Source organism: Achromobacter sp. FW305-C-30-7, from assembly GCF_058783105.1.
Genome location: NZ_JBYSYI010000005.1, coordinates 127389 through 143667, shown reverse-complemented (window position 1 = coordinate 143667; position 16279 = coordinate 127389). Strand labels below are relative to the sequence as shown.

General features: G+C 62.2%; 17 protein-coding genes. 11 read left to right on the top strand and 6 right to left on the bottom strand.

What is annotated here, in order from left to right; genetic code table 11:
- Positions 1-68 precede the first annotated feature (68 nt).
- Genes AC3WOB_RS17545 through AC3WOB_RS17535 form a run of 3 tightly spaced genes read left to right on the top strand, consistent with a single transcriptional unit; the run spans position 69 to position 1499 of the window.
- Entirely contained in the window at positions 69-443 is a 375-nt protein-coding gene (locus AC3WOB_RS17545) for a glutaredoxin family protein (RefSeq protein ID WP_313387650.1), read from the top strand.
- 15 nt (positions 444-458) lie between these two features.
- Positions 459-884, top strand: a complete 426-nt coding sequence (locus AC3WOB_RS17540; protein ID WP_492275728.1) for a hypothetical protein — start codon at positions 459-461, stop codon at positions 882-884.
- Between the two features lie 57 nt (positions 885-941).
- Complete coding sequence (locus AC3WOB_RS17535; protein ID WP_492275727.1) at positions 942-1499, top strand: sugar O-acetyltransferase; 558 nt, start codon at positions 942-944, stop codon at positions 1497-1499.
- A 39-nt stretch (positions 1500-1538) separates the two neighbouring features.
- On the opposite strand, the gene AC3WOB_RS17530 is transcribed toward AC3WOB_RS17535, so the two are convergent.
- On the bottom strand, positions 1539-1871 hold the full coding sequence (locus tag AC3WOB_RS17530; protein WP_492275726.1) for a hypothetical protein: 333 nt from the start codon (positions 1869-1871) through the stop codon (positions 1539-1541).
- A gap of 1055 nt (positions 1872-2926) precedes the next feature.
- A complete protein-coding gene (locus AC3WOB_RS17525) occupies positions 2927-3673 on the bottom strand; it encodes a DUF5343 domain-containing protein (RefSeq protein ID WP_492275725.1) in 747 nt (248 codons plus the stop codon).
- 446 nt (positions 3674-4119) lie between these two features.
- Here AC3WOB_RS17525 and AC3WOB_RS17520 point away from each other — a divergent pair, with 446 nt between their 5' ends.
- A complete protein-coding gene (locus AC3WOB_RS17520; RefSeq protein WP_492275724.1) occupies positions 4120-5478 on the top strand; it encodes a Fic family protein in 1359 nt (452 codons plus the stop codon).
- Positions 5479-5566: 88 nt separating this feature from the next.
- Here AC3WOB_RS17520 and AC3WOB_RS17515 read toward each other — a convergent pair whose 3' ends face one another.
- Both AC3WOB_RS17515 and AC3WOB_RS17510 read right to left on the bottom strand, forming a co-directional pair.
- Positions 5567-5896, bottom strand: coding sequence for a YegP family protein (locus AC3WOB_RS17515; RefSeq protein WP_088143618.1), 330 nt, complete (start codon positions 5894-5896; stop codon positions 5567-5569).
- A gap of 160 nt (positions 5897-6056) precedes the next feature.
- Positions 6057-7250 (bottom strand): acetylornithine transaminase, encoded by a 1194-nt coding sequence (locus tag AC3WOB_RS17510; RefSeq protein WP_492275723.1) that lies wholly within the window; start codon positions 7248-7250, stop codon positions 6057-6059.
- A 211-nt stretch (positions 7251-7461) separates the two neighbouring features.
- On the opposite strand from AC3WOB_RS17510, the gene AC3WOB_RS17505 reads away from it, so the two are divergent.
- Positions 7462-8427 (top strand): Bug family tripartite tricarboxylate transporter substrate binding protein, encoded by a 966-nt coding sequence (locus tag AC3WOB_RS17505; RefSeq protein ID WP_447917175.1) that lies wholly within the window; start codon positions 7462-7464, stop codon positions 8425-8427.
- An 87-nt stretch (positions 8428-8514) separates the two neighbouring features.
- Here AC3WOB_RS17505 and AC3WOB_RS17500 read toward each other — a convergent pair whose 3' ends face one another.
- A complete protein-coding gene (locus AC3WOB_RS17500; protein WP_492275722.1) occupies positions 8515-8766 on the bottom strand; it encodes a hypothetical protein in 252 nt (83 codons plus the stop codon).
- A 181-nt stretch (positions 8767-8947) separates the two neighbouring features.
- Here AC3WOB_RS17500 and AC3WOB_RS17495 point away from each other — a divergent pair, with 181 nt between their 5' ends.
- The 3 genes from AC3WOB_RS17495 to AC3WOB_RS17485 all read left to right on the top strand — a co-directional run bounded on the left by AC3WOB_RS17495 (position 8948) and on the right by AC3WOB_RS17485 (position 11002).
- On the top strand, positions 8948-10489 hold the full coding sequence (locus AC3WOB_RS17495; protein ID WP_492275721.1) for a helix-turn-helix transcriptional regulator: 1542 nt from the start codon (positions 8948-8950) through the stop codon (positions 10487-10489).
- A 142-nt stretch (positions 10490-10631) separates the two neighbouring features.
- Positions 10632-10817, top strand: a complete 186-nt coding sequence (locus tag AC3WOB_RS17490; RefSeq protein ID WP_013390838.1) for a CsbD family protein — start codon at positions 10632-10634, stop codon at positions 10815-10817.
- Between the two features lie 56 nt (positions 10818-10873).
- Entirely contained in the window at positions 10874-11002 is a 129-nt protein-coding gene (locus AC3WOB_RS17485) for an entericidin A/B family lipoprotein (protein WP_013390837.1), read from the top strand.
- 71 nt (positions 11003-11073) lie between these two features.
- Here AC3WOB_RS17485 and AC3WOB_RS17480 read toward each other — a convergent pair whose 3' ends face one another.
- A complete protein-coding gene (locus AC3WOB_RS17480; RefSeq protein ID WP_492275720.1) occupies positions 11074-12213 on the bottom strand; it encodes a DSD1 family PLP-dependent enzyme in 1140 nt (379 codons plus the stop codon).
- Between the two features lie 251 nt (positions 12214-12464).
- Here AC3WOB_RS17480 and AC3WOB_RS17475 point away from each other — a divergent pair, with 251 nt between their 5' ends.
- From AC3WOB_RS17475 to AC3WOB_RS17465, 3 genes are all read left to right on the top strand, one after another.
- The gene (locus AC3WOB_RS17475) at positions 12465-13424 is read left to right on the top strand and encodes a TAXI family TRAP transporter solute-binding subunit (protein ID WP_492275719.1); all 960 of its coding nucleotides are present in this window, start codon (positions 12465-12467) and stop codon (positions 13422-13424) included.
- A 110-nt stretch (positions 13425-13534) separates the two neighbouring features.
- Complete coding sequence (locus AC3WOB_RS17470) at positions 13535-15559, top strand: TRAP transporter permease (RefSeq protein WP_492275718.1); 2025 nt, start codon at positions 13535-13537, stop codon at positions 15557-15559.
- A 240-nt stretch (positions 15560-15799) separates the two neighbouring features.
- The gene (locus tag AC3WOB_RS17465) at positions 15800-16258 is read left to right on the top strand and encodes a Smg family protein (protein WP_042795808.1); all 459 of its coding nucleotides are present in this window, start codon (positions 15800-15802) and stop codon (positions 16256-16258) included.
- Positions 16259-16279: the final 21 nt, after the last annotated feature.

Genomic DNA, 16279 nt, shown 5'->3' with positions numbered 1-16279 from the left:
TCCGCAAGTCCGGAAGACGCCGCACAGAGTAGACTGGCCGCCTGTCCATCCGTATCGAGTTCTACTCCATGCTAGTCAAAGCCCTACGTGTCGGCCTGGGTCAAATCATCGTGCTGGGCGATGCCCTCACGCGGCCCCGCCCGCAACAGCGCTCCGCGCAAGGCCAGGCCACGGTCAACACCGAAGCGGCCAAGCTGTCGCTCTACCAATTCCACGCCTGCCCGTTCTGCGTCAAAACACGGCGCGCCATCCATAAGCTCAACGCGCCCATCGCGCTGCGTGACGCCAAGGGCGATCCCGAAGCGCGCGCGCAACTGCAGGCAGGCGGCGGCAAGGTGAAGGTGCCGTGCCTGCGCATCGACGATGCAGCGGGCACGCGCTGGATGTACGAGTCCAGCGACATCATCGCCTACCTCGAACAACGCTTCGCCAGCGTGGCCTGACGGGAGCGCATGGGCATGCCCCGCCTGCCTCGCCTGTTTCTCATCACCTTGGCCGCCATGGGTGCACTGGCCGGCTGCGATTCCTCGTCCTTGAAACCCGCGCCGCCCGGATCAAAACTCAACGCCGAAGCCATCGCCACGCGTGACACACCGCCGGAGCTGCAGTTCAAGGGCGTGCTGGCCGGGCAGCCCGTGCATCTGCTGGTGCATGAATGCAAGGTGTACAAGGTCGAGCCGACCGAAGGCGAGAACGTGAAGTGGACGCTGGTGCTTGAAGGCGACTTCTCTCTGCTGCCGACCCTCTGCGTCCAGCAGCGGCTGACCGAGAGCAAGGGGGTGGTGACGGCGTTCCTGGGGCGACAGGCGTTTGGCGCGGGTGGGTGTTGCACGGGGACGCCGGAGTATCGGTCCAAGGATGGCGTGAATTGGAAGCCGCGTTGAGTGCGGGCGTTGTGCTCGCCGGCGCTGACTACGCCGTATCTCAAAGGAAAGCCGCTGATGGCAAATGACGACCGCAGCCTGATCATTCCCAGAAGAACGCCCGAATCAGCGGCCATGACGGCCAACATCAAACGCGCGATGACGATCACCGCCGCCCTCAACCGCCTGACCTTCAACGACGCCGCCGAAGTCCGAGCCTTGTTCAGCGAGCTGATCGGCAAGACGGTCGATGAGAGCTTCCTGTTGATCCCGCCGTTCTATACGACCGGCGGCCCCGACATCAGCGTCGGTCGCAATGTCTTCGTCAATCAGAACTGCACTTTCTATGACCTGGGTGGGTTGAGCATTGCCGATGACGTGATGATCGGGCCGAACGTCAGCCTCATTACGTCTGGCCATCCGATCGAGCCTTCGCGGCGTCGTGACTTCGTCACTGCGAAGCCCATTGTGATCGAGAGGAATGTCTGGATCGCGGCGGGTGCGACCGTTGTTGGTGGCGTGACTGTGGGCGAGAACTCGGTGATCGCGGCGGGTTCGGTGGTCACCAAGGATGTGCCGGCGAATACGCTGGTGGGTGGGAATCCGGCAAGGGTGATTCGGTCGATTGCTGAATAGGGCGGGCGCGTGCGCCGCGCCTCTAGCTGCTGAGTTTGGCTACTGGATCGACGACGGCGCGCCGTGCGTGACGTCGCCGAGATCCGCATCCACTTCGCAAAAGCGCGCCTGCGCCAGCATGGCATCGGTCAAGGTGCCCAGGTGATCGCACAAGCCTTCCACTCCACCCATCAACGCCGCCACCGTCCAGGCGTCCAACGGCTGCCCGCCAGTTGCGTCGGGCTCGGATGCGCTGTTGCCGACCATGCGGGCGATGGCCTCGATGGCGTGGCGGGCTCGGTCTATGTGGTGGAGCTGGGAGAGGGGCACTGCGCCGAGTTCGGGGTCGGATTCGACGGACCAGGGGTTTTGGGTGAGGGGGTGGGATTGCATGACAGGCTCCAAAGACAAGTTAGGCCTGCTCCCCACTTCCAAATGGGGTGGGCGGGCACATGGCAAGGTTGGAAGACCGGCGTCTTTGGAAACCGGCGTGCGCGAACGCACCCTCGCCAGGGCCCGCCCATAGGGACGTGCAGAGGCGCACGGACGTGAAAATGCCGCCTGAGCGGCGGCGGTCCGCCAAAGACATTGCCGGCTTCCAAACCGGGCTACCGGTGGTGCGGTAGTGGGGGGAGTATACCGGGCGGGGATAGAATTACTTGGCGTGAACGACGAATTTGCCACTGGATGCTGGCGGTCCTATCGGAGCAGGACGTCGACTCTCAGCCTATGAAAGGCGATGGTTGAATCGCCCCTATAGCTCTGCGGGCTATCGGCCACGCTGTACGCAGCCACCCGTCAGAAACAGGCATTCGTGGCACAAGCCTGCACATCTGCTGTAGGTCCGGGTCTGAGCGGCAAGGTATCCGTACTCGTCTTGGGTGTGCGCAGGTGGGCCGACCAACTCTGGTGAAGAGATCAACATTGAGACAGGTGACAGAGACGAGAATGACCGTCGCTCATCTTTTGAATGATGCTAGACAGATCTAAGGCAACGCACGTCTGCGCGATGAAACGCGGTTATCCAGGTCCAGCCCCCTTAAGACAGGCGACTGTGTATACTTTAAGGTCAGTGAAGGAAGGGCCAACTCCCTTCACTGCGTGAGTGACTGGCTGCCATTAGCACCTTAGCGGTCGACAGGCACGACTAACGGGAATGCCCGCTTGCCGACTTGTGACGCGTAGAGCTTCTGGCCGTTCCTAAGGGTGATCCACGGACGGAACACCACCTTGTATCCCTCAGGGACCGGCAGCGGCAGCCTCAATTGCTTCACGCATTTTCACCTCCTTTCCACCGTCACAACGGTGGCAGTTGTATGGGCCCAGTCACTCATTGGGTGCCCACCTAGGCCTCTCAAACGCTTGCTCCCGCAAAGATTGGGCGTTTGAGAGGCTTTCCTTTGCCCCCCGACAGCGGCAGGCGTGGCCGCCGGGTTCGGCTCATCTTGTCATTCTTGAGTCTCCTTGCTTTGCGCCTCCTTCGCGGCTTTGAACCCCTTCCAACGCTTGATATATACGGAGATCATGCTCTGCAACATCTCCCAATCATCGGCATCTAAATCTCGGGGAACAATTACACGAACGCTGGGTTTGTTTGGTATAGGGATCTCGAACCGTTCCACGTCTTCGCCATCGCCTTCTTCCACTTCTGGCGTGAGACCTACGTTGTTGTCTGACTCTCGAACGGAAATTGCCTTGGCCAATTTTCTAGCGCTTTTGCCATTTCCCTTCGGTGCTGGGGGAGCCTTCATGTGTGGCGATACTTTCACGTCGGCGGCCTTGGCAAGTGCCAGGAAGAAAGCAATGCTCTTAGTGACAGTGCTCCCGCTTATGCCTTGGTCCCGAAACTTCTGGGTCAATTGCGCAGTGGTCGCCGTCTCCAAATGAAAGTCAGAGTCACCCTTCAAGAAGGGGTAGCCCTTCTCGAAGAGCTGCTTAAACGTCTCCTGGCGCCCCTCATCACTCGCCATGACCAACGTTCGCATGGCCTCCGTAGGACGTTGGGCTTCGTCAATGAGCTCGAACGATCGCAGAGCGGCCAAAACAGACGAGACCAATGACCCCGATGCAGATCCCATCAGGCTTCGGTCAATTCGAGACGGCACGCCGGTATCACGCAATTTGTTCAGAAAATTCGTGAACGCAGCAAAAGAGACATACGCGGGCAAAACTGCTCTTGCGACGGATTCACTCATGTCCATTCCCCAATATTTGGTTGCCAAATTCTAGCAAGCATCACGAGACTCAAGCAACAGACTCAAAGCGCATAGAATATTAATTTCAGAAAAAAGGAAAACATTCATATGAATCAATAACTTATATGATATTTATGTTTTTTTATGCCGATGGAGACCTGCGAAAAAGTGAGTTTTTCGTCGTTTCAGCATATCAACTAAGGGTAAATACCTAGTCAAGAATTGGCTTCATGAAGCCTTCGATTCGATTGCCTATAAACAATGGCGTGCGATCACAGTCTTGAACGGCGAAGTATGTGCTCTAGGTTGATGTGTGAGCGAGGAAGTCGTGTTCCTCACGCGAACGGATTAGGAAGCGGCTCAGAACCAGATGCAATCAGCTCATATCACCTATAAATCAGCTCACTTCTGCTAAATTGAGCTGATTCGACTCTTCGACTCGTACCATGACTGTCCGCGAAGACATTCTTCAGTTGCTGCGCGCCCAACAGCACAACCAGGTCCCTTGGTTGAGTTCTAGCGAACTGACCTACCGAACCAGCGTCAGTTGGTCCACGGTAAAGCGCCAGTTGGAAAACCTGCGCAAGGTGGGCGCGGTGCTGCGCGAGGGGCAAGGCCGGGCGACACGCTACCGGATTGCCGACGAAGCTCGCGCATCGACGCTCCCAACAACGCAGCAAGCAGAGCCGGCGTCCAATGCAACCGGGATGCTCTGGTCCCCGCGCGGACTGGCGCTGCTGGCCCAGCTTCGACAACCGTTGTCGGCGCGTGCGCCTGTCGGATACGAACGCGCCTTCGTGGAAACCTATGTGCCAAACCAGAGCTCCCTGTTGCCACCTTCGCTGGCTCAAGACTTGGCCGACGAAGGCCGCATGCCAGGTCAGTCGCCAGCCGGGACTTACGCGCGCCGCGTACTGGAGCCACTACTGCTCGACCTGTCCTGGTCATCCTCTCGACTGGAAGGCAACCGGTATTCTTTGTTGGCCGCACGGGAACTCTTCAAGCACGGAACTGCGGGGGAAGATCTGGATGCAGTGATGCTGCTCAACCATAAGAGGGCCATCGAGTTCATGGTCGATGCGGTCCCCGCACATGGTCTTACGTCCGCCGTGATCGGCAACCTTCACGCGATCCTGCTGGAGGAACTATTGGCCAATACCGACGGCCTGGGCCGCATCCGCCAGATCGTGGTCAACATCGGGGACACGACTTACGTGCCGCTCCAGGCGCCCTTGTTGCTGCAGGAAATGTTCGACCAGATTGTGGAGAAAGCTCGGCTTATCAAGAACCCGGTCGAAGCGGCATTCTTTCTGTGGGTAAACCTTGCATATCTTCAGCCTTTCGAGGACGGTAACAAGCGGACCAGCCGCCTAGCAGCCAACATTCCGCTGATGCTTTACAACTGCGCGCCGCTGTCCTTCCTGGACGTAGAGATACAGGACTACGTCTACGCCATGTTGGGGGTCTATGAATACGGCGACGTGACGCTGGCGACAGAGCTGTTTGCCTGGGCCTATCGGCGCTCGATCCGCAAGTACGCCGTGCAACTGAACGCTGCGGGCGTGCCGGATCCGGTGCGATTCCGATTCAGAGAAAAACTGAACGAAGCGATTGGCCGGGTACTACGTGATCAGCAAACGGCCGACACCGCAACAGCAGCGCTGGGCCTATCCGAAGACGATGTTCCATTATTCCGCCCGATACTGGCGCAAGAACTGCGCATACTGGACGTGTACAACTGCGCTCGCTATCGCTTGTCGATGGACCTAGTCCAACAATGGGTCGAGGCCGGGCGGCCGCACTGATGCAAACCAGTGGAACAAGAGCCGCAAACATTGCGGCTCTCTAGTCCCGACACCGACAGATGTGAATCAGGGCTTACACCCCAACCACTCAGGTATTGTCTTTCACCACAGTGCTTGGCCCATTGGTCTTCACAGACGCAATCCCCGCGTCCCGAGCCGCAGCGCTCGAATACATTTCACTGCGTCCAATGGACTGCCCATTCGCCGCACTCAACGAGAAATAAGGCGAACCGTTGGTGGCCGTCTTGCGCTGATAGCGTTCATCGATCGGCGAATTCTGCCGAACGGACGCAATGCCGTCCTGAGCGCTCGCTTTGGTGGTGTAGCGCTCGCTCGTCAAAATGACTTCATGATTCCCGGCTTTCAGATTGAACATGTACTGATCGCCGCTGCGCTTCAACTCGTAGTAACCGCTCATGGAAACCTCCAATATCTGGCTAGTTCAACAATGGGTCGATACTGCGATGCACACACATGAATGCCGGTTGATGATAGTCCATGCATTACATTCAGGACATGCCAAAGACAAGGGCCGCTAATTGCGGCCCTTGTCGTCACTGCTTAACGTATCGCTTCGATTACGCCTTGCGCACCTGAGCAATCAGCCCATCCAACTGCGTCAGCATCGTATCGATTTCTTCCGCCGTCACATTCAACGCCGGCATGAAGCGCAGCAGGTTTCCGCGCGGAGCATTCAGCAGCAAACCATTAGGCGCCAGATTGCGCGCGGCTTCAACGATGGCAGGACCATCATCACGATCCATCACCAGCGCACGCAGCAGACCCATCCCACGCTCGCCATTCATGCCCCACTTGGCCGACAAAGCCAGCAGGCCTTCGGACAGCTGCTTGGCGCGAGCGTTGACCGATTCCATGAAGCCCGGCGCAGCCAGCGCGTCGAACACAGCAACACCAACAGCAGCCATCAGCGGGTTGCCGTTGTAGGTGCCGCCCTGGTCGCCGTGCGAGAACACGCACACTTCCTGACGAGCCAGCAATGCAGCCAGCGGCACGCCGCCGCCGATGCCCTTGGCCAGGGTCATGATGTCCGGCACGACATCCGATTGCTGGTAAGCAAACATGGTGCCCGTACGCCCCATGCCGGTCTGCACTTCATCAACGATGAACAGCAGCTTGTGCTCGTCGGCCAGCTTGCGCAGGCCTTGCATGAATTCCTTGGTGGCGGGGATGACGCCGGCTTCGCCCTGGACGGGTTCGAGCATGATCGCGACGGTCTGGTCGTCGATCAGCTTGCGCACGGATTCCAGGTCGTTGATTTCGGCCTTGGGGAAGCCTTCGACCTGCGGGGCGAACATCTTGTCCCAGCCCGGCTTGCCGGACGCGGACATGGTGGCCAGCGTGCGGCCGTGGAAGCCGTGGTTCATGGTGACGATCTTGTAGGCGCCGTTCTTGTTGACCTGGCCCCATTTGCGCGCGAGCTTGATGGCGCCTTCGTTGGCTTCGCCGCCGCTGTTGGCGAAGAAGACGCGGTCGAAGACCGAGGCGCCGGTGAGGCGCTCGGCCAGTTCGATGGAGGGCAGGTTGTAGAACGCCGGCGAGGGGTTCATCAGCAGCTTGGACTGGTCCAGCAGGGCCTTCTGCATTTCCGGGGCGCTGTGGCCCAGGGTGTTGACGGCCCAGCCCTGGACGAAGTCCAGGTATCGCTTGCCCGCGTGATCCTCCAGCCAGGATCCCTGGCCGCGCACGAACACGAGGTCCGGGCGGGAGGTGATCTCCATGAGGGCGTTGGTCTTGAACTGGCTGAATTCCATGGCGGTTCCTGCGGAATGAGAGAACAGGGGGTGAGAAAGTAATTGGACGATGCCAATAGGCGAATTTAGCACCGACGGGGGGATGCTATCGTGACACACCCCCTGCCGATCCGCCCGGGCCGCCTCAAAAGGGCTGACAACGCGGGCGCTCTATTTTATGCAACAGGCGCGACCCCGCGCGCAGCCCTTTGTCGCTTTTTACTGACCAATCATGAAACGTATTCTTTCCAGTCTTGCCGCCGGCCTGGCGCTGGCGACGGCCGCGGCCACCGCGCATGCCGATTATCCCGAGCGCCCCATCCGCCTGATCGTGCCGTTCCCGCCCGGACAGGCGACCGATATCTTTGCGCGCGCGCTGGCCGAAAAGCTGGGCGCGGCCGTCAAGCAGCCCATCGTGGTGGAGAACCGCGCGGGCGCGGGCAGCAATATCGGGATGGAGCAGGCGGCGCGCGCGACGCCGGACGGCTACACGCTGGTGATCGCGGGCTCTGCCGCGGCGGTGAACCAGACGCTGTACAAGACCATCAATTACAGCCTGACCAAGGACTTCGCGCCGGTGTCGGGGGTGTTCTCGGTGCCGCTGATGTTCCTGGCGACGCCGGCTTCGGGCATTACCTCGCTCAAGCAGCTGGTGACACAGGCGCGCGCCAATCCGGGCGAGCTGGCCTATGCCAGCGCGGGCATCGGCGGCACGCAGCATTTGTCGGCCGAGATGTTCAAGGCGGCGGCGAAGATCGACATCCGCCACATTCCGTACAAGGGCAGCGGCCCGGCGCAGGCGGATTTCCTGGGGCATCAGGTGCCGTTGATGGTGGACTCGGTGACTGCCGGCCTGCCGCATGTGCAGAGCAAGAAGGCGGTGGCGCTGGCGGTAACGACGGCCAAGCGCCTGCCGCAGCTGCCGGACGTGCCGACCGTGGCGGAATCGGGTTATCCGGGTTTCGAGGCCATCGGCTGGGCGGCGGTGCTGGCGCCGCGCGATACGCCGGCCGAGGTGACGGGCTATCTGAGCAAGCAGATCGGCCAGGTGCTGAACTCGCCCGACATGCAGAAGTTCTTTCGCGACCGCGGCGCGGAGCCGATGCCGCTGACGCCTGATGCGACGGGGGCCTTCATCGCGGGCGAAGTGACGAAGTGGGGTGAAGCGGTGAAGCAGTCGGGCGCGCAGGTCGACTGACGGACGCGCAAGACGACTTGCCCGCAACAAACCGCCCCCCATCGACGGGGCGGTTTGCATGATGGGCAGAAGTAAAGCTATCGCGGCTTAAGCCGGATCACCCGGCTGGCCCGGCCGTCCGGGCTCGCCGGGTTGCCGGGGCTTTTCTGCGGGCTGCCCCGGATTGCCGGGCACTTCCGGCGGAATGCGACCCGGGTCGACGTCATCGGGACCGGGTTGGCCCGGCACTTGGCCGGGCGCCTGCTTCTCCGGCGCGCCGCCGGGTTCTTGGCCGGGACGCTGGGACGGGTCGATGCCGGGTTGGTTGGAGGGATCGCCGGGCTTCTGGTTCGTGTTCATGGAACTCTCCTGAAGATTCACGCAAAGCGTTTCACGCGAAGCAGCACGCGTATCGGTGCAGGACCACGATAGAAGCCTGGTCCGCGCACGCCCAGATCACGCGGGACGACTTTATCTAGTACTTTCTTCCTATCTTGCGGCCGCGCGCCAGCGGCCCGGTTTTGCACACCGAGGAGTCAGGATGAAGAAGACCGCCACGGCGTTCACGACGGAACGCCGCCATCTGCTGGAAATCATCGACGGCCTGATCGAGGGCATCATCCTGCTGGACCAGGACAAGCGCATCGTCTGGGCCAACGACACGGCGCTGGCCATGCATGGCGCGACCGATCTGGCCGCGTTGGGCGGCACCGCCGCCGGCTACCGCAAGGCGTTTACGCTGCACTATCGCAACCATCGCGCGCTACGCGCGGCGCAGTACCCGCTGGACCGCGCGCTGGCGGGCGATGCCTACAAGGATGTGGTGGTGGAAGTGACCAGCCGGCGCGATCCGGCGTTCAGCCGCATGCATCAGGTGCGCAATCTGGAGCTGCGCGATGCGCAGGGCGTGGCGGAAGGCATGGTGCTGGTGCTGCTGGACGTGACCGAGCGCTACAACGCGGAAGAGCGCTTCGAAAGAACCTTCAACGCCAATCCCGCGCCGGCCGTGATCTGCTCGCTGGCAGACCTGCGCCACATCAAGGTCAATGATGGATTTCTGGCGATGACCGGCTACAAGCGCGAAGAAGTGCTGGGCAAGACGCTGCGCCAACTGGACGTGCTGGGCGACACGCCGCAACGCGACGATGCGCTGCACCGGCTGGCGGAAGGAACCACCATTCCGCAGACGGAAACCACCATTGCGGTGCGCGACGGCGGCACCAAGCTCGTGATCGTGGCCGGCCAGCCCATCGAGGTCGCGGAACAGCCTTGCATGCTGTTCACCTTCAACGATCTGGAGCCGCGCCGCAAGGCCGAGACGGCGCTGCGCGATAGCGAACAGCGCTTCGCCACGGCGTTCCGGCTGGCGCCCGTACCCATGACGCTGAGCAGCACGGAAGGCAAGCTGCTGGAGGTCAACGATGCCTTCGTCGCCACGACAGGTTATGACGCCAAGACCTTGGCGCGCGACGAGGACGCGCTGGCACAACTATGGACTGACCCGCAGGCCTACGACCGCGCCATGGCATCGCTGGAGCAGGGCGCCAGCGTGCGCAGCCAGGAGATGGCGCTGCGCACGCGCGAAGGCGCGCTGCTGGACTGCCTGGTATCGGCCGCGCCGGTGTCGATCCAGGACCAGCCCTGCGTGCTGGCGGCGATCCAGGACATCACCGAGCGCAAGCGCAGCGAGGTCGAGCTGATGGAGGCAATCGAGACGGTCATGCAGGACACCTCGTGGTTCAGCCGCACCGTCATCGAGAAGCTGGCGCAGATCCGCACGCCCCAGGGCGCGCCGCAGGGGCAGAGCGAACTGGCCGATCTGACGCCGCGCGAACGCGAAATTCTTGGCTTGATGTGCCAGGGCCACACGGACCCGGAGATCGCGGCCAGCCTGCATTTGTCGCGCAATACGGTGCGCAATCATGTGGCGGCGCTGTACAGCAAGCTGGACGTGCACCGGCGCAGCGCCGCCATCATCTGGGCGCGGCAGCGCGGCATCGTGGGCTATGAAAAGCCGGCGCGCAAGCAGGCGCAGAAGCAACCTGACAAGCAGGCTCAAAAGCGAGTCCACAAGATTCGGTAGAAAAGTACCAGCCGATCTGATGCGCGCGCTTCTTACGCGCGCGCCATGCGCTTCCTATAGTGGGTTCGTCCGCCGCTGGAGTCTGGGCCCGAACGAGGTCCTCCGGCGCGGTTTCACGCAACCTGGAATTAGGAGCGACAACATGGATAACGACCGCATCAAGGGCGCAGCCAAGGAAGTCAAAGGCTCGATCAAGGAAACGGCAGGCAAGCTGACGGGCAACCGCGAGACGGAAGCCGAGGGCAAGGCGGAGAAAACCGTGGGCAAGGTGCAACGCAATGTAGGCGAAGCCAAAGATCAGGCACGCGACTTGCTGAACAAGAAATAGCGCGGCTGCCCTTCGGCATGACCCGCTACGCTCATGAACGCCGAAAGGAGAAAAAAATGACGCATCGAATCTGGCTTGCGCTGCTGCTGGCAATAACCGCCATCACGGCCGGCTGCAACACCATGGAAGGCGCCGGCAAAGACATCGAACGCGGCGGGGAAAAGATCCAGCAAAAGGCCCAGTAGGCCTGCAGGAACCCGTGCTCGGCTGGCGCGCTTGATGGCGCGCCGGCCATTTTGCGTTCGGATGTCCTGATTCAGCGCGAGAAGCCGCGCGCCGAAATTTCCCAGATGTCCTGCACCACCCCGTCCTTGAACACGACCAGGCCGTCGTGCAGGTTGAAGGTCGGGTCTACGTGCGCGGGCACCAAACGCAACACGGTGCCCAGCGCGGGCGCAGTGGCGCCGGACTCGACCCGCACCACGCTGTGCTCGTCGTTGATGGCGATGCAGGTCAGACCGGACTCGCCATAGACGGCGGGCGGGCCGCACTCGGCGGAAGCCGATTTCAGGCCGGCGTCCAGCACCACGCGGTCGGGCGTGGGCGTGCTCATCACGGTGGACAGCAGGAACAGGCTGTTCTGGAAGGTGAGCGGGCCGCCCCATTCATTGGCGCCGTAGTCGCCGTCCATGAAGGCATAGGAGCCGGCCTGCAATTCGGTGTAGACCCCGCTGGCGGCGTCGAACTCCACGCTGCCGGTGCCGCCGCCGGTGATGGTGTCGCAGGCGATGCCGCTTTCGCGCAGCAGCTGCGCATAGGACGCGGCGATGCGCGCGGCCTGGCGGGAGACGGTGGCGCGCTCTTCGCGCGTGCGGTAGTGCTGCACCGAGCCGTGATAGGCCTGCAGGCCCGCGAAGTTCAGGCCCGGCAGCGCGCGCGCCTGCTGCGCCAACGCCAGCACGGTCGCATCGTCGGACACGCCGCAGCGGCCCTGGCCCACGTCCACTTCCACCAGCACGTCGATCTCGGCGCCAGCCTGGACCATGGCGGCGGAGAGTTGCGCCAGGTTCTGGGCGTTATCCACGCACACGCTGATCTTGGCCGCGCGCGCCAGCTGGCCCAGCAGCGCCATCTTGGCCGCGCCGACGACTTCGTTGCTGATGTGGATGTCATGGATGCCGGCGGCCACGAAGGGCAGGGCCTCGCTGACCTTCTGGCAACAGATGCCGCGCGCGCCCAGCGCCAGTTGGCGCAGCGCGATCTGCGGGCATTTGTGGGCCTTGGCGTGCGGTCGCAGGGCCACTTCGTGGCGGTCGGCCCAGGCCTGCATGGCGCGCAGGTTGGCTTCGAAAGCAGTCAGGTCCAGCGCCAGGCTGGGGGTATCGACGCGGGCAAGGGGATCGCCCGGCTGGGCGGCGGGGGGCAGCGCAATGCCGCGTATGACTTCCTGGGACATCTTGGAAACTCCGTTATCAGCACTGCAGGGATGTAAGCGCAAACCATAACCAAAGCGGGACCGCCCATAACCTTGGGCGATGCGACCCCCTGGAAAACCATAGCCCTGTAATCATTGGCTACAGGGGACGGGCATGACAGAATTTCATCATAAAGAAGCCCCCGAGGGGAGGCACGTTTTTGCCGGGGGAATTCGCCCAACGGCAGAAATTACATCACTGATACCCGTCAGCAAGAATCGGAGAAGCTCGCATGAAACTCAAGAATTGGATCACCGCCCTGACCATTGCGGCCGCCGCCGTCGGCGCCGCCGGTTCGGCGCAGGCCCAGCAGTTCTTCCGCATCGGCACCGGCGGCACCGCCGGCACCTACTATCCGGTGGGCGGCATCATCGGCAACGCCGTGTCGCAGCCGGGCAAGCTCATTGCCACCGCGGTGGCTTCCAACGGCTCGGTCGCCAACATCAACGGCATCATGGGCGGCTCGTTCGAAGCGGGCTTCACGCAGTCTGACGTGGCCTTCTGGGCCTATAGCGGCACCGGCACCTTCGAAAGCAAGCCCAAGGCCCAGGACCTGCGCCTGATTTCCACCCTGTACCCGGAAAGCATCCACCTGGTGACGCGCAAGGGCTCGGGCATCAAGGGCGTGGCGGACCTGAAGGGCAAGCGCGTGTCCATGGACGAGCCGGGCTCCGGCACCCTGGTGGACGTGCGCTTGATCCTGGGCGCCTACGGCCTGACCGACAAGGACATCAAGGCCGAGTACCTCAAGCCCAACCAGGCCGGCGACAAGCTCAAGGACGGCGGCCTGGACGCGTTCTTCTTCGTGGGCGGCGCCCCCGCCGGCGCGATTGCCGAACTGGCCTCCACCGGCAGCATCGAACTGGTATCGCTGGTCGGCCCGGAAATCGATGCGCTGCGCGGCAAGCAGGAATTCTTCACGCCTGACGTGATCACCGCCAACACGTACCAGAACATTCCGGAAGTGAAGACCATCTCGGTCAACGCGCAGATGGTCACCTCGGCCAAGATCCCGGACCAGGTGGTGTATGACGTCACCAAGGCGCTGTACAGCGACGCCACGCGCAAGACGCTGGACGCCGGCCACGCCAAGGGCAAGCTCATCACCAAGGAAAACGCCGTCAAGGGCGCGGGCATTCCGTTCCACCCGGGCGCCGAGAAGTTCTACAAGGAAGTCGGCCTGTTGAAATAAGCGAGCCGATGCTTCTTTCACGGATAGACCACGGCGCAATCTGAAACGTCGTGCTTGAGCAGGGCCGCCACGAGCGGCCCTGCTTGCTGTATCACCTGAGACTCACGGCGATGGAAATAGACCACGAGAAGACCCAGCAGCTGGCGGAAAAGTACGATTCGGAAATCCGCTTCCGGCCGCTGGACAAGACGGCTACCTGGATCGTGTCAGGCCTGCTCGTTACCTTATCCCTGTTTCACTACTACACCGCCGGCTTCGGCCTGCTGCGCGAGGCCACGCACCGCGGCGTGCACCTGGCCTTCGTGCTGAGCCTGATCTTCCTGGTGTTCGGCTTTTCCAAGTCGCACTACCAGCGCCAGCCCAAGTCCACCTGGTATTCACCGGGCGGCATTCCGCTGTACGACTGGATCATCGCCATCGCGCTGGCGCTGTCGGTGCTGTACATCCCCTACATCTTCGAGGACCTGGCGTTCCGCGTGGGCAATCCCATGCCCATGGACGTGCTGATGGGGTCCATCCTGCTGATCGGCCTCTTGGAGGCCACGCGCCGCGCCATGGGCTGGCCGCTGCCCATCATCGCCATCGTGTTCATGGTCTACGCCATGTTCGGGCCGTACTTCCCGGGTCTGCTCAAGCATGCCGGCAATACGTGGTCGCAGGTCGTCAACCACATGTATCTGACCAGCCAGGGCGTGTATGGCGTGGCGGTCGGCGTGGTCGCGACCTATGTCTTCCACTTCGTGCTGTTCGGCGTGCTGGCCACCCGCATCGGGCTGGGCCAGCTGTTCCTGGACGTGGCGTCGACGGTAGCGGGGCGTTATGCGGGCGGGCCGGCCAAGGTGTCGGTGTTCGGTTCGGCCATGTTCGGCATGCTGTCGGGCTCGTCGGTGGCCAACGCGGTCACGGTGGGCTCGCTGACCATTCCGGCGATGATCCGCATCGGCTATCCGCGGCATTTCGCCGCGGGCGTGGAAGCGGCCAGCAGCACGGGCGGGCAGATCACGCCGCCCATCATGGGCGCGGCTGCGTTCCTGATGATCGAGTTCCTGGGCATTCCGTACCAGCAGATCGCCATCGCGGGCATCTTCCCGGCCTTCCTGTACTTCTTCGGCATGTTCATGCAGGTGCACTTCGAGGCCAAACGCGAGGGGTTGCGCGGCTTGACCGAAGAAGAAATGCCCAAGCTCAAGCAGTCGTTCAAGATGCGCTGGCCGACGCTGATCCCGCTGGTCCTGCTGATCGGCGTGCTGGCCAGCGGCCGCACGCCTTATCTGGCAGCGTTCGCGGGCATTACCGGCTGCATCCTGGTGGGCCTGCTGAATCCGTTCCAGCGGCTGCGCTGGCGCGATCTGTACGAAGCCTTCGAGACCGGCGCCAAGTACGCGCTGGCGGTGGGCGCGGCCGCGGGTACGGTGGGCATCGTGATCGGGGTTGTGACGCTGACCGGCGTGGGCTTCAAGATCTCGTACATCGTGATCGCGGCCTCGCAGGTGCTGGCCAGCGGCGCGGCCATGGTGATCCCCGATACCATCGCCAATATGCAATCGCTGACGCTGGTGGCGGCACTCATCATGACCGGCATCGTCTGCATCCTGATGGGCTGCGGCGTGCCCACCACGGCGAACTACCTGATCATGGTGGCGGTGGCCGCCCCCACGCTGGTGCAATTGGGCGTGCAGCCCATCGCGGCGCACTTCTTCGTGTTCTATTTCGGCATCCTGGCGGACATCACGCCACCGGTGGCGCTGGCTGCGTATGCGGCGGCCGGGATGGCGGGCAGCGATCCATTCAAGACCGGCAACACGGCCTTCAGGCTGGGCATCACCAAGCTGATCGTGCCCTTCGTGTTCGTGTTCTCGCCGTCGCTGCTGATTTCGGTGCAGGGCTTCACCTGGTACGACTTCTTCGTGACCCTGTTCGGTTGCATGGTCGGCCTGGTGCTGCTGTCGGCGGCTTTCTCGCGTTACATGCTGGTGGGCATGAAGAGCTGGGAGCGCTGGCTGTGCACCATCGGCGCCTTGCTGACGATCCTGCCCGGGCTAACCAGCGGCCTGATCGGGCTGGCGATCTGCATCCCGGTGTTCATGCGCCAACTGGCGCAACTGAAGCTGGAAAGCGCCCCCAAGGCCGCCTGACGAAACGGCCTGCACACAAAAAGGGGCGGATCCGTGAGGTCCGCCCCTTTTTGCTCAGAATCATGAATATTGGCAGCATTTAGGCTGAAAATGTGCGCGTGTTGTCGCAAGGTGACGCCATACAACATTCCACCTTCCCGCCGGTTGCCGGGCTATTTAAATCAGCGTAAAGTAAAATTCATGTTTGCTGGTCTGCCGATCTCCGGGCCGACTGTGCACACAGGCACAAAACTGCGCCATATGTTCGATATCCTGGTTTATCTGTACGAGAATTACTACACGCCGCAAGCCTGTCCTGCGGCCGACGTGCTCGCAAAGCGGCTTGCCGCCGCCGGTTTCGAGCACGAAGACATCGACGACGCCCTCGGCTGGCTCTACGGCCTGGCCGAAACCACCGAACGTTGCGTCGATCTCGCCCAGGCCCCCGCTACCGGTACCCGGATCTACACCGACAACGAATACCAGCAGCTCGGCACCGAATCCATCGGCTTCATCGCCTTCCTGGAATCGGCCGGCGTGCTGCCCGCGCCGCTGCGCGAAATCGTCATCGACCGGGGCCTGGCTTCGCCGGAAACGCCCGTGCCGCTGTCCAAGATCAAGATCATCGCCCTCATGGTTCTCTGGAGCCAGGAAGCCGAGATCGACAATCTGGTCCTGGAAGAGCTGCTGGACGAAGACGGCACGCGCCTGCTGCATTGACCGGCATCCGCCTCGCTTGAT